Genomic DNA, 13,346 nt, shown 5'->3' with positions numbered 1-13,346 from the left:
CGACCCGCCGGCCGCCGTTTCGCTTACGCGTTGTCCGACAGCGCGTCGGCCTGGCTCGCGCGGATGCCGAGGCGCTCGAACAGCGCGCGGTCGCGCTGCGTCTGCGGGTTGCTCGTCGTCAGCAACTGGTCGCCGTAGAACATCGAGTTCGCGCCGGCGAGGAAGCACATCGCCTGCATCGCGTCGTCGAGCTGCTCGCGGCCGGCCGACAGGCGCACGACGGCCTTCGGCATCGTGATGCGCGCGACCGCGATCGTGCGCACGAACTCGAACGGGTCGAGCGGCGCGGTGCCTTCGAGCGGCGTGCCTTCGATCGCGACGAGGTTGTTGATCGGCACCGATTCCGGATACGGGTTCAGGTTCGCGAGCTGCGAGATCAGGCCCGCGCGCTCGCGGCGCGATTCGCCCATCCCGATGATGCCGCCGCAGCACACGTTGATGCCCGCGTCGCGCACGCGGTCGAGCGTGTCGAGGCGGTCCTGGTACGTGCGCGTCGAGATCACCTGGCCGTAGAACTCCGGCGACGTGTCGAGGTTGTGGTTGTAGTAGTCGAGGCCCGCGTCGGCGAGCTGCTGCGCCTGTTCGTCCTCGAGCATGCCGAGCGTCATGCAGGTTTCGAGGCCGAGCTCCTTCACGCCGCGCACCATCTCGGTCAGCGCCGGCATGTGGCGCTCCTTCGGGTTGCGCCACGCGGCGCCCATGCAGAAGCGGCTCGCGCCGTTCGCCTTCGCCGCGCGCGCGGCGTCGAGCACCGTGTCGACGTCCATCAGCTTCTCGGCCTTCAGGCCCGTGTCGTGATGCGACGACTGCGAGCAGTAGCCGCAATCTTCCTCGCAGCCGCCCGTCTTGATCGACAGCAGCGTCGACAGCTGCACCGCGTTGGCATCGAAGTGCTCGCGATGCACCTGCTGCGCGCGGAAGATCAGGTCGTTGAACGGCAGAGCGAACAGTGCAACGACGTCGGCGACGCGCCAGCGCTGCGGGGCCGGTGCGGCCACGGGAATCGCGTCGGGTTGCACGGCGGCGGTCTGGGCTTGGGTCATTTCGTTTTCCTGTCCTGGGCGGGATTGGGGGATCGGTTGGGTCAATGCTGCGCGGCGCGCAGCGACTCGACGAGCGCGGCGATGTCGAGCATCGCCGCGGCGGATTCGGGAGCGGCCGGGCTCAGGTGCGCGATGCGGCCGAGCAGCGGCGCGCGATGCTCGCGCGCGAGCCAGTCGCGGATCGTCGCGACGTTCTCGTCGGCGAACGACATCGCCGGGTCGACATGGTTCGCGACCCAACCCGCGAGCGTGAGGCCGCGTTGGCGAATCGCGTCGGCCGTCAGCAGCGCGTGGCTGATGCAGCCGAGCCGCACGCCGACCACCATCACGACCGGCAGGCCGAGTGCGACCGCGAGATCGGCCGTGTCCTGCGTGTCGTTCAGCGGCACGCGAAAGCCGCCGACGCCTTCGACGACGACGATGTCCGCGCGCGTCAGCGCTTCGCGGTGGCACGCGACGATGGTGTCGAGGTCGAGCGTCACGCCTTCCTGCTCGGCGACGATATGCGGCGCGGCCGGTGCTTTCAGCAGGAACGGCGTGCGCAGCTCGGGCGGCAGCACGACGTTTGCGGCCGCGTCGAGCTGGTCCGCATCCTCGTTGCGCCAGATGCCGTCGCGCTCGTACGCGCCGGCCGCGACCGGCTTCAGCGCGGCCGCGCGCAGGCCGTGCCGCGCGAAGCCGTGCAGCATCGCGGCCGACACGAAGGTCTTGCCGATTTCGGTGTCGGTGCCGGTGACGAAGAGCGAGAGCGGGAGAGTCATGCAGCTGCCTCGCTGGCTTCGATCAATGCGGTTTCGAGCCGCGCGAGATCGTCGAACGAATGCGCGGCCGACAACGACACGCGCAGCCGCGACGTGCCGGCGGGCACCGTCGGCGGCCGGATCGCGGGCACCCACAGGCCGTGCGCGTCGAGCGCGCGCATCGCGGCGAGCGTCGCGTCGTTGCTGCCGATCACGAGCGGCTGCACGGCCGTGTGCGAATCGACCGGCTGCCAGCGCGTGTTGCGCAGCAGCGCGCGCGTGCGCTCGATCAGCGCGGCGAGATGCGCGCGGCGCGCATCGCCTTCGTCGCCCGCGATCACCTTCAGGCTGGCCGATACCGCATGCGCGACGGCCGGCGGCGCGGCCGTCGTGAAGATGTAGCTGCGCGCGCGCTGGATCAACCATTCGATCACGGTCTCGTGCGCGATGACGAACGCGCCCGCGACGCCGGCCGCCTTGCCGAGCGTGCCGACGTAGACGAGATTCGGCGAACGCAGCGCGGCGGCCGCGAGTGCGCCGCGGCCCTGCGGGCCGAGCACGCCGAAGCCGTGTGCGTCGTCGACGACAAGCCATGCGCGGTGGCGTTCGGCCAGCGCGACGAGTTCGGCGAGCGGCGCGACGTCGCCGTCCATGCTGAACACGGTGTCGCTGACGATCAGTTTCGTTTCGGCATCCGATGCTTCGAGCAGCGCGGCAAGCGCGGCGGTGTCCGCGTGCGGGTAGACCTGCACGTTCGCGCGCGACAGCCGCATGCCGTCGATCAGCGATGCATGGTTCAGCGCGTCGGAGAAGATCGTCGCGCCTTTGCCGGTGAGCGCCGTCATCGCGGCGAGGTTCGCCATGTAGCCGGTGCTGAAGTACAGCGCGCGCGGCGCGTCGCAGAAGCCGCCCGCGAAGCCCGCGAGTTCGTCCTCGAGCTTTGCATGCGCGCGCGAATGGCCGCCGAGCAGGTGCGAGCCGCCGCTGCCGGAGCCGTAGCGCTGCGCGCCTTCGGCGAACGCGGCGACGAGCGCCGGGTGCGCGGCGAGGCCGAGGTAGTCGTTGCTCGCGAAACCGACGATCTCGCGGCCGTCGACGGTCATGCGCGCGTCGCACGCGGTGTCGGCGATGCGGCGCACGCGGCGCAGCCCTTGCGCGTCGAGATCGGCGAGGCCGCGCTGCAGCGTGTCGAGCAGGGGCGTCGTCATTGCATGATCTCCGCGAGCGTTGCGTCGAGCGTGTCGCGCGTATGCTGCGCGAGCCACGCGATGTCGTCGTCGCTCATCACGTACGGCGGCATCAGGTACACGGTCGTGCCGATCGGGCGCAGCAGCAGCTCGCGCTCGAGCGCGCGTTCGAAGAAGCGCCGCGAGAAGCCGCGCGCCGCGTCGCCGTCGAGCGCGACGTCGAATGCGAACAGCGTGCCGCGTTCGCGCAGGTGGCGCACCTGCGGGTGCGCGTCGAGCGGCGCGAGCGCGGCGCGCATCGCGGCCGACTTGCGCGCGTTTTGCGCGAGCACGTCGTCGCGCGCGAACAGGTCGAGCGTCGCGACCGCCGCGCGGCACGCGAGCGGGTTGCCCGTGTACGAATGCGAGTGCAGGAAGCCGCGCGTCGTGTCGTCGTCGTAGAACGCCGCGAACACATCGTCGCGCGTGAGCACGAGCGACAGCGGCAGGTAGCCGCCGCTGATCCCTTTCGACAGGCACATGAAATCGGGCCACACGCCGGCCTGCTCGCACGCGAAGAAGGTGCCGGTGCGGCCGCAGCCGACCGCGATCTCGTCGGCGATCAGGTGCACGCCGAATTCGTCGCACAGCGCGCGCAGCCCGCGCACGTACGACGGATCGTGCATCGCCATGCCGGCCGCGCACTGCACGAGCGGCTCGACGATCAGCGCGGCGATCCGGTCGCCGCGTTCGACGAACAGGCGCCGCACGTCCGCGAGCGCGCGGCCCGCGACATCGGCGGCCGTCTCGCCCGGCAGCGCGCCGCGCGCATCGGGCGACGCGACGACGTGCGCATGGCGGATCAGCGGGTCGTACGCATCCTTGAACAGCGCGACGTCGGTCACGCCGAGCGCGCCGATCGTCTCGCCGTGATAGCTGTTCGCGACGCAGACGAATTCCTGCTTGTTCGCGCGGCCGCGGTTGCGCCACGCGTGGAAGCTCATCTTCAGCGCGATCTCGACGGCCGACGCGCCGTCCGACGCGAAGAACGCATGGCCGAGCGTGCGCGCGGTGAGCGCATGCAGCCGCTCGGCGAGCTCGATCGCGGGCTCGTGCGTGCAGCCGGCGAGCATCGCGTGCTCGAGCGTGTCGAGCTGGTCCTTCAGCGCCGCGTTGATGTCCGGGTTCGCATGGCCGAACAGGTTGACCCACCACGAGCTGATTGCGTCGAAGTAACGACGGCCGTCGCGGTCGTACAGCCACACGCCCGCGCCGCGCGCGACCGGAATCAGCGGCAGGCGCTCGTGGTGCTTCATCTGGGTGCAGGGATGCCAGACCGCGCGCAGGCTGCGCGCGACCCAGTCGTCGGTGGCTGGCGTACTCAAGGCAACTCCGAAGGGTAAAACGGCCGCGCGGCATCGACGGGATGCCGCGCGGCAGATTCCAAAACGCGCTGAGATTAGCGTGTTCCGCGACACGTTGCACTAGCGGTTACAAACGCCGCAAAGCCTTGCCGGGCGGGAGTTCGGCGCAGATCGGCGCTGCTCGGGACGGTACGATCCAGATGCCCAGAAATGAGCGCAGATGACGACGTTCGAGTGACACCCCCCGACAGAAAAAAATCGCGGGACGGGGCGCGATGCGATCGCGAAAAATCGGGGATCGAAGGGGGCCGGCAAAACGGGGCGTTGCCACGCGCGAACCGCGGCAGCGGAATGGTCTGCTGAATTCGGGGGGATCAGGCTGCCGGAACGGCAGGCGATGGCGTGATGGCGCGATTGCGCGAATACGGCGACGCGCGATGCGATCGCGCACGGAAGAACGGGGCGGGAAGCGGAAGGGAAGCGAATAAGGCACGGCGGGCGGCCCGCCGCGCGTCAGCGCGAAGCCAGCGCGTGCGTATCGGTGTCGTGCGTGCTGCCGTCGCCGTTGTCGGCCGTTTGCGTCGTGTTCGCGTTCCACACGACGCGGTCGTTGACCGCATACAGCCGGCACGCGCCTGCGCCCTGTTTCGCGCAGTTGTCGAGCGCGAGCGCCATCGGGTCGTCGCCGCCTTCGGCCCACGACCACGCGCCTTCCGACGACACCGCGAACGCGCGGCTCGGATGCTGGTTCAGGAAGCGGCGATAGCCTTCGCGGCCGGCTTCGTCGACATACGGCACCGCGTTGACCGCGTCGATGGCCGCATAGCCGGTGGCCTTCGGTTCGTGCGGGTTCGCGACCGCGTAGCGCACCGAGGTCGGCAGGTTCAGCTTCTCGAGGAACGCGTTGACGGCGGGCCACCAGACCGGCACGCCGTCGCGATCGACGATCAGCCGGTGCGCGTCGTCCTTGTAGCGGCCGAAATCGATGAACTGAGCCTGGGTGCCGTGCGACACGTACGCGTCGTGCATTTGCGCGACGAGCGCGGGCGTCCACACCGAATCGTTGTCGCCGTACAGCCACAGCGACCGCACGGCCGTGCGTGCGCCGTACTGGTCGAAGGCATCGACCAGGTTGCGCTGCCAGCCGTCGCACAGGTCCTGGCGCAGCCCGCCGGAGAAGTTGATGATGCCGCGCACGCCCGGTGCGGCTTCGGTGCCGTACGCGACCGACGCGAGGCCGCCGTGCGACGTGCCGGCGACGACGATGCGCGACGCATCGACATACGGCTGGCGCGACATGTAGCGCACCGTCGCGTCGACGTCGGCGGCCTGCGCGAGGCCATTCTTGCCGACGTTGCAGCCTTCCTGCTGATAGGTGCCGCCCGAGCCGGCGAAGCCCTGGCGGTTCGGCGCGATCACCGCATAGCCGCGGCGCACGAATTCGCGTGCGAACGCGAGCGGCCGGCTGCGCGGCTGCAGATGGAGATCGCCGGTGTTCTTGCCGTGGTTGAAGACGACGAGCGGGAACGGGCCGGGGCCGTCCGGCTTGAAGAGCGTCGCCTCGAGCGTGACGGAGCCCGAAGCATCGGCCGGAATGCGGAGGATCTGTTCGTTGAGGCCGGCCGCGACCTGCGGCAGGTTCGAGCCGCCGTAATCGAAGCGTTCGGCGTGGGCGAGCGAGCCGCTGGCGGTGCCGGCACCCGTATTTGCGTTCGGCAGCGTACCGGCCTGAGCGGCCGACAGCGCACCGGCCGCCATCCATCCCACCAATATCTTGCTGAACGCCATTCGTAAGCCCTGCCATGCAACATGACCAATCTGACAGCCATCCTAGCCTGACAAAATCGGGTTGTGCAATGCGGGAATTACCCGGCGTCTGACATGGCAACTATTTGTCAGCGGTCGCTTACTTCGCCGTCGACATAGCGCCAGAAACCGTGCTCGTCGCGCTCGAAACGGCTCGTCTCGTGGAGCCGGTAAGCACGTCCGCCAACCTTGTAGCGGGCCACGAATTCGACCTCCGCGTGCCGTTCGTCGAGCGGCACATGGCGTTTTACCGCGAGGCCGAGCCAGCGCGGCGCGTCGGGCGCTTCGGGATCGGTGTCGAGATCGGGCGGGCAGGTGCGCGCGGCCCACGTCGCGCGCAGGTAGCCGGTCGCGCCGAGCACGTACGCGCTGTACCGCGAACGCATCAACTCGAGCGCCGTCGGCGCGGCTTCGCCGCCGTCGATGAAGCGGCCGCAGCAGGCCGCATAGCGCGGGGCCGGCGCTTTGCCGGCGGGAGCAGGGGACGCGCCGCCGCACGGGCACGCGTCAGGTCGGTTCAAAATCATGCGAAACGGGAATTAACGACGCTCGGTTGTGATCGCGGCTCACCAGCTCAGCTCGATGCCGTCGTACTGGAAGAAACGGCCGTTTGCCTGCGACACGTCGGCGCCGGCTTCGGCGATCACGCGGCGCATGCCGGTCACGCTGGTTTCCGGATCGATCGCGGCCTGCGCGCCGCCCATGTCGGTGCGCACCCAGCCGGGGTGGAGCGAGATGCACGCGGCGTGGCGCGTCTGCAGCGACGCGATGCGCAGCACGTCGTTCAGCGCCGCCTTGCTCGCGCGGTACAGCCAGCCGGTCGTGCCGGTTGCCTCGGCGATGCTGCCCATCCGGCTCGACACGACGGCCAGCACGCCGCGCGCATCCTCGACGAGCGGCAGCAGGATCGGCAGCAACTGCATCGGCCCGCGCACGTTCGTATGCATCACCGCGTCGAAATCCTCGGCGGTGATCGTCTCGACGCCTTCGGTGCGCGGCCCGTAGACGCCCGACACGAGCACGGCCGCATCGAGCCGTTCGCCGTCGAGCTTCCAGCCGAGCGCCGCGATCTGCTCGGGCTGCGCGATGTCGAGCGCATGCGCCTGCGCGCCGAGCGCGCGCAGCGCGGCGAGCGAGGCGTCGTCGCGCGCGGTGGCGATCACGTTCCAGCCGTCGCGCCGGTATTGCCGGACGAATTCGCGGCCGAGGCCGCGCGATGCGCCGACGATCAGTACGGTTTTCATGTTCGCCGCTCCTTTGCAGTGCCGTGGTGACGGCGTCAGGTCAGTTCGATGCAGGCTGCCGTTGCGTCGCCGCCGCCGCGGAGCGCGTGCTTACTCCGCGTCCGTGCAAGGCTTCAGCGTATCGACCACCGCCTGCGCGACTTCGTTCATTTGCGCGGCATCGGCGGCGACCATGTCGTTGTCGGGCGCATGCTGGCCGCCCGCGGTCAGCGCGGCGACGCAGCGCTTGTAGGTTTCGTCGAGCGCTTCGAAGTTCGACACGGCCATCCCGAGGTTGCGCATCCGGCCGTCGTGCACACCGTACACGAGCCCGTGCACGGTGAGCGACTGGCCGCGTGCCCATGCGTCGTTGACGATCGTCGTGCGGCACACGTTGACGACCTGTTCGATCGCGTTCAGCTCGATCAGGCGGCGATAGCGCGCCTCGCCCACCGGCCATTCGTCGAGCAGCGCCGCGTGGCGCTCGCGCACGTCCTGCACGTGATGCAGCCAGTTGTCCGCGAGGCCGACGCGGCGGTTGTGCAGCGCCGCGTTCACGCCCGAGCAGCCGTAGTGGCCGACGACCATGATGTGCTTCACGCGCAGGATGTCGACCGCGAACTGGATCACCGACAGGCAGTTCAGGTCGCTGTGCACGACGACGTTCGCGATGTTGCGGTGGACGAACACTTCGCCCGGCGGCAGGCCGATGATCTGGTTCGCGGGCACGCGCGAATCCGAGCAGCCGATCCACAGATATTCCGGCGCCTGCTGGTCGGCGAGGCGCGTGAAGAACTCGGGATCGTCGGCGAGCTTGCGCCTGACCCAGGCGTCGTTGTTGTCGAACAGGTGCGAGAGCGGGTTGACTGGAGTGTTCATCGGTGTGGATTCCGTTTTCGGAACTCGGGTCGATATCGGGTTCGGTATAACCGGTGTCAGGCGGCGCGCTGCGCGTCGCCTTCACCGTCGTTCTGGTCCGTCGCGCCGAAGCGCTCCGGGTAGCGCACGCAAAAGCGCAGCGCGACGTCGTACGGATGAAAATCGGGCAATTCGCCCTGCAGCAGCTTGTCCTTGCTCGTCTGCCACAGCACGGGGTCGAAAAAGTCCGCGTGATGCTTCATGAATACGTCCCGCACGCGCGGGTCGCCGAGCAGGAACGGCCCGTAGGTCTCCGGAAAGATGTCGTGCGGGCCGACGGTATACCACGGTTCGCCGGACAGCTCGTCTTCCTCGTTGCGCGGCGCCGGCACGCGGCGCACGTTGCAGTCGGTCAGGTACTCGATCTCGTCGTAGTCGTAGAACACGACGCGGCCGTGGCGCGTGACGCCGAAGTTCTTGTACAGCATGTCGCCGGGGAAGATGTTCGCCTTCATCAGCTCCTTCACCGCGTTGCCGTACTCCTTCACGCCGTGCTCGATGTCCGCGTCGGTGCCGTTCTGCAGGTACAGGTTCAGCGGCGTCATCCGGCGCTCGATGTACAGGTGCTTGATCACGAGATTGTCGTCCTCATATTCGAGCAGCGACGGCACTTCCTTCTCGAGCTCGCGCACGAGCGCATGGTCGAGCCGCGCGAGCGGCAGCGCGACGCTCGAATACTCGAGCGTGTCGGCCATCCGCCCGAGGCGGTCGTGGCGCTTCACGAGCTGGTACTTCTCCATGATCTGCGCGCGCGTCGTTTCCTTCGGCGGCGGGAAGTGATCCTTGATGATCTTGAACACGTACGGGAACGACGGCAGCGTGAACACGAGCATCACGAGGCCCTTGATCCCGGGCGCGACGATGAAGCGGTCGCTCGAGTGCGACAGGTGATGCAGCAGGTCGCGGTAGAACAGGTTCTTGCCCTGCTTCTGCAGGCCGACCGACGTGTAGATCTCCGCCTTCGGCTTGCCGGGCATGATCGTGCACAGGAAGTCGACATACGCGGACGGCACGCCCATGTCGACCAGGAAATACGAGTGCGAGAAGCTGAAGATGATCTGCAGCAGGTCGCGGCGCAGCAGCACGGTGTCGAGTGCGAGCAGGCCCGGGCGCACGTGGCGGATCGGCACCGCGAACGGCAGCACGCGGTCGGCATTGATGATGCGGCCGACGATGTACGCACTCTTGTTGCGGAAGAACAGCGACGACAGCACGTGGATCTGGAAATTCGGCGCTGCGTCGAAGTGGCCGAATTCGTCGTGGATCGCCTGCATCACGCACGCGGTGTCGCGCGAGAGATCCTCGAACGGCGGGTCGAGCTGGAAGTTCGTGACGATGCGCTCGAGCGTGACCGCGAGCCCGTCGGTGCCCGGGTAATACGCGCGGTAGGTCGGTTTCGCGGCCGGCTCGTCGTTCTCGAGATATTCGGTCGAGATCGCCGGGCGCACGAAGATGAAATCGTTGTTGAAATACGAGCGGTGCAGGATCTTGCAGCACACCGAATTGAAGAACGTCTCCGCGCACTCGGGCTGGCGGTGCGACGTGAGCAGGCCGATATAGTGCAGCTTGATCTGCTGCCAGACCTCGTCGTCGATGTTCTCCGCGTCGTATTCGTCTTCCAGCACCTCGACGCACTCCTGCACGCGATCGTCGTACGACGTGATCCGTTCGCGCGCGAGCCGCTGCAGCCCGTGCCAGTCGGCGCGCTCGTACAGCGTCTTCGCCTCGACGGCCGCTTCGCGGAAGATCCGGTAGTGGCGGTCGAAGTTTTCGAGCATCGTCTGCGCGACGTCGAAACCGATCTGCGACGACAGCAGTTTGGGGAAGTGATTCATTGCGTGCAGGCTCGTTCAGGAGGGGCTGTAAGCACTCGCCATTTTAGCGCCCAAGCGGGCGGATCAAAGACTTTGCGGCGACGCGTGGCCGGCCGGCAAGCGGCGGGTTATCCGTCGTTGGGCGCCGTTCGGTACATCTTCGCGTAAAGATACGGGTACGGAACCGATTCTGACACGAACTTTTTTGACGGGCCGGCGGCCGCCGGGCACGCGTTTCGCGCGACGGCGATAGAATCGACGCACCGCCCGCCGCGGCCTGCCGCCGGCGCGCATTCGCACCGATAACGACGAGACGCCCCACCGATGAACGCACTGGAACACCAACTCGACTATCCCTTCGCCGACACGCTGCCCGCCGCGGGCGACACGTTCGAGGTCGCGCCCGGCGTGCGCTGGCTGCGCATGCCGCTGCCGTTCTCGCTCGATCACATCAACCTGTGGCTGCTGCGCGACGAGATCGACGGGCAGGCCGGCTGGACGATCGTCGATTGCGGGATCTCGTCGGATGCGATCCGCACGCACTGGGAGCAGATCTTCGATACGCATCTCGACGGCCTGCCCGTGCTGCGCGTGCTCGTCACGCACTGTCACCCCGATCACTTCGGGCTCGCGAACTGGCTGTGCGAAGGCGGCGACAAGGGCCGCTGGAACGTGCGGCTATGGATGACGCTCGGCGAATACATGTTCGGCTGCCTGATGGCGGCCGGCAACGGCTCGAACGCGGGCGGCGCGGCCGCCGCCGATCATTTCGCGCGCCACGGGCTGACCGATCCGGCCGCGCTCGACAAGCTGCGCAATCGCCGCAGCTACTACTCGGATCTCGTGCCGGCCGTGCCGCAGCGCTACCGGCGCCTGCGCGAAGGCGACGCGGTGACGATCGGCGCGCGCACGTGGCGCGTCGTCACCGGCTACGGCCATTCGCCTGAACATTGCGCGCTGCACAGCGAAGTGGACGGCGTGCTGATCTCCGGCGACATGGTGCTGCCGCGCATCTCGACGAACGTGTCCGTGTTCGACCTCGAGCCGGAGGCGAACCCGCTCGCGCTGTACCTGCAGTCGCTCGGCCGCTACGAGACGATGGCGCCCGACACGCTCGTGCTGCCGTCGCACGGCAAGCCGTTCCGCGGCGTGCGCACGCGCATCGCGCAACTGCGCGAGCACCACGACGCGCGGCTCGACGAAGTGCGCGTCGCGTGCGCGGAGCAGCCGATGAGCGCGGCCGACATCGTGCCGATCATGTTCCGGCGCCGCGAGCTCGACATCCACCAGATGACGTTCGCGCTCGGCGAGGCGCTCGCGCATTTGAACCTGCTGTGGCTCGCGGGGGAACTCGTGCGCGAACAGGGTGACGACGGCGTAATCCGCTTCGTGCGGCGTTGAGCATGTGCGCCGGCGGTAGCGTGTCCGGCGCTTTTGTAGAATTCCCGCGATCCGAACTCGATACTCGTCGCACCCCATGCCAGGCAATGTCTCCCTCTCCGACGTCATCACGCTCGCTGAAATCCGGACCTTGGCCGACCCGAAATCCTTCGAACGCGGCAAGGCCTACTATCACGACGGCGCGGTTTCGCGGCTGACCGAAAGCAACGGCGGACTGTCGGCGACCGTGCGCGGCACGTATCGCTATCGTGTCAAATTCGCGGTGGGCGACGACGGCACACTGGCCTACGCATGCAACTGCCCGGTAGGCGATGATGGCGCTTTCTGCAAGCATGCGGTGGCCGTTGCATTGTCGTGGCTCGAAAACAGCGGCGAGGAAGTCTTTCACGACGAGGCGCTCGAACAACCGGCGCGTCCGCGACGCAAACGCAAGACCCATGCGGAACTGATTCACGACTATCTGAATACGCTCGACGAGGATGCGTTGCGGAGCTGGCTGCTCGACGCGGCCGAGCGCGATCGGTCATTGCGCGACAGGCTGCTGTTCGACGCACGTGCTGCGAATGCCGGCGACGCGGCAAGCTTGCGCGCCGCCGTCCGGCAATTGACGCGCGTGTCGCGGCCGCTCGGCTGGGATGAAGCGCACACGTACGGCGAAGCCCTCTTCGAAGTGGCCGACATGCTGCGGCGGCAGTTGGCGGGCCCTCATGCCGTGCAGGTGGTCGAGCTGGCAGAACTGGCGATTGCGGACGCGGAAGCGAGCCTCGAACAGATCGACGACTCGGACGGCAGCGTGGCGCCCGGCATCGGCGAACTCGCCGATGTGCACCTCGAGGCATGCATCCGGACGCGGCCGGAGCCGGTGAAACTGGCCGAACGCCTGTTTCGCCTGCAGGTCGGGGGACAGTGGGACACGTTCCGCGGCGTGCTGCCGGCCTATGCGGAACCGCTGGGCGACGCGGGATTGAGCCGCTACCGGGAACTGGTCGAGCATCAATGGGCCACGCTGCCTCCGCTGCCGGCCGGGCGGGAGGATCGGCGCGCGTTCGATTCGGTGCGCTCGAATCTCGAGCATGCGATGGAATCGCTGGCGAGGCACGACGGCGACGTCGACGCGCTGATTCGCATCTGGTCGAAGGATCTGTCGGCGTCGTACCGATTCGCGCAGATCGCGGAATTGTGCGCGGAGCATGGCCGTTTCGACGAAGGGCTGGCGTGGGCCGAACGCGGGATGCGCGAAACGAAGGACCGGCACGACGATCGTCTGCTGGGTTTCTGTATCGACGAGTATATGCGCCGGCGCGCATTCGATCGGGCGGACGAACTCGCGTGGCAACGCTTCGCGTACCATCCGACGGCAGACGCATTCCGGGCGCTGATGAAGGTTGCGAAGGCGACGAAGCGACGCGACGCCGTGCAGGAGCGGGCGATTTCGCATCTGTTGTCGCTTGCCCGGGCGCGGGAAACCCCGGGGCGGGCGATCCCGGCTGCACGGCGCTGGGAACCGCCGCCGCGTACCGAACTGGTGAAGCTGCTGCTCGCGGAGCAGAACGATGCCGCCGCGTGGGATGCGTTTCTCGGCGGGCCGGTCGAGGTCGATGTCTGGCCGGCGATGGCGGCGGCGCGCGCGAAGACGCATCCGGAGGACGCGATCGCCGTTTATCACCGGTATCTGCCGTTCGCGGTCGATCATGGCGCCGGCAGCGCGCGGTACGACCAAGCGTTCGGTGTCGTGCGCGATATTCGCGCGCTGCGGGCCGCGCATCGCCAGCAGGCGGCATTCGAAGCGGAGCTCGAAGAGATCCGCAAGACCTACCGCGCGAAGCGCAACTTCATCAAGCTGCTCGCGACGCTCGGTTCCTGACCGGGCG

The 13,346-nt window shown here is 68.1% G+C and carries 11 protein-coding genes; 2 read left to right on the top strand and 9 right to left on the bottom strand.

From position 1 onward, the window contains the following. Window positions 1-23 precede the first annotated feature (23 nt). The 9 genes from bioB to aceK all read right to left on the bottom strand — a co-directional run bounded on the left by bioB (window position 24) and on the right by aceK (window position 10,095). Window positions 24-1,043 (bottom strand): biotin synthase BioB, encoded by a 1,020-nt coding sequence (gene bioB / locus KVT39_RS31260; protein WP_034179184.1) that lies wholly within the window; start codon window positions 1,041-1,043, stop codon window positions 24-26. A 41-nt stretch (window positions 1,044-1,084) separates the two neighbouring features. Beyond that, on the bottom strand, window positions 1,085-1,804 hold the full coding sequence (gene bioD / locus KVT39_RS31255) for a dethiobiotin synthase (protein ID WP_217590913.1): 720 nt from the start codon (window positions 1,802-1,804) through the stop codon (window positions 1,085-1,087). After that, the gene (bioF, locus tag KVT39_RS31250) at window positions 1,801-2,991 is read right to left on the bottom strand and encodes an 8-amino-7-oxononanoate synthase (RefSeq protein ID WP_034179182.1); all 1,191 of its coding nucleotides are present in this window, start codon (window positions 2,989-2,991) and stop codon (window positions 1,801-1,803) included. Before bioF ends, bioD begins: the two co-directional genes overlap by 4 nt. Further along, window positions 2,988-4,334, bottom strand: a complete 1,347-nt coding sequence (bioA, locus tag KVT39_RS31245) for an adenosylmethionine--8-amino-7-oxononanoate transaminase (RefSeq protein WP_105389583.1) — start codon at window positions 4,332-4,334, stop codon at window positions 2,988-2,990. Before bioA ends, bioF begins: the two co-directional genes overlap by 4 nt. Window positions 4,335-4,826: 492 nt before the next feature. Next, window positions 4,827-6,101 (bottom strand): dienelactone hydrolase family protein, encoded by a 1,275-nt coding sequence (locus KVT39_RS31240; protein ID WP_034179180.1) that lies wholly within the window; start codon window positions 6,099-6,101, stop codon window positions 4,827-4,829. A 107-nt stretch (window positions 6,102-6,208) separates the two neighbouring features. Next, window positions 6,209-6,646, bottom strand: a complete 438-nt coding sequence (locus tag KVT39_RS31235) for a YchJ family protein (RefSeq protein ID WP_034179179.1) — start codon at window positions 6,644-6,646, stop codon at window positions 6,209-6,211. 39 nt (window positions 6,647-6,685) lie between these two features. Then, complete coding sequence (locus KVT39_RS31230; RefSeq protein WP_034179178.1) at window positions 6,686-7,363, bottom strand: SDR family oxidoreductase; 678 nt, start codon at window positions 7,361-7,363, stop codon at window positions 6,686-6,688. 90 nt (window positions 7,364-7,453) lie between these two features. Then, window positions 7,454-8,221, bottom strand: coding sequence for a carbonate dehydratase (gene can / locus KVT39_RS31225; RefSeq protein WP_034179177.1), 768 nt, complete (start codon window positions 8,219-8,221; stop codon window positions 7,454-7,456). A gap of 56 nt (window positions 8,222-8,277) precedes the next feature. Next, a complete protein-coding gene (gene aceK, locus KVT39_RS31220; RefSeq protein WP_034179176.1) occupies window positions 8,278-10,095 on the bottom strand; it encodes a bifunctional isocitrate dehydrogenase kinase/phosphatase in 1,818 nt (605 codons plus the stop codon). 303 nt (window positions 10,096-10,398) lie between these two features. Here aceK and KVT39_RS31215 point away from each other — a divergent pair, with 303 nt between their 5' ends. Further along, on the top strand, window positions 10,399-11,475 hold the full coding sequence (locus KVT39_RS31215; RefSeq protein ID WP_217590912.1) for an MBL fold metallo-hydrolase: 1,077 nt from the start codon (window positions 10,399-10,401) through the stop codon (window positions 11,473-11,475). Between the two features lie 76 nt (window positions 11,476-11,551). After that, on the top strand, window positions 11,552-13,339 hold the full coding sequence (locus tag KVT39_RS31210; RefSeq protein WP_217590911.1) for an SWIM zinc finger domain-containing protein: 1,788 nt from the start codon (window positions 11,552-11,554) through the stop codon (window positions 13,337-13,339). Window positions 13,340-13,346 lie beyond the last annotated feature (7 nt).

Source organism: Burkholderia sp. GbtcB21 (assembly GCF_019091065.1).
Classification (GTDB): domain Bacteria; phylum Pseudomonadota; class Gammaproteobacteria; order Burkholderiales; family Burkholderiaceae; genus Burkholderia; species Burkholderia pyrrocinia_C.
The sequence above is the reverse complement of the archived record's forward strand: the minus strand, read 5'-3'. Positions and strand labels throughout refer to the sequence as shown.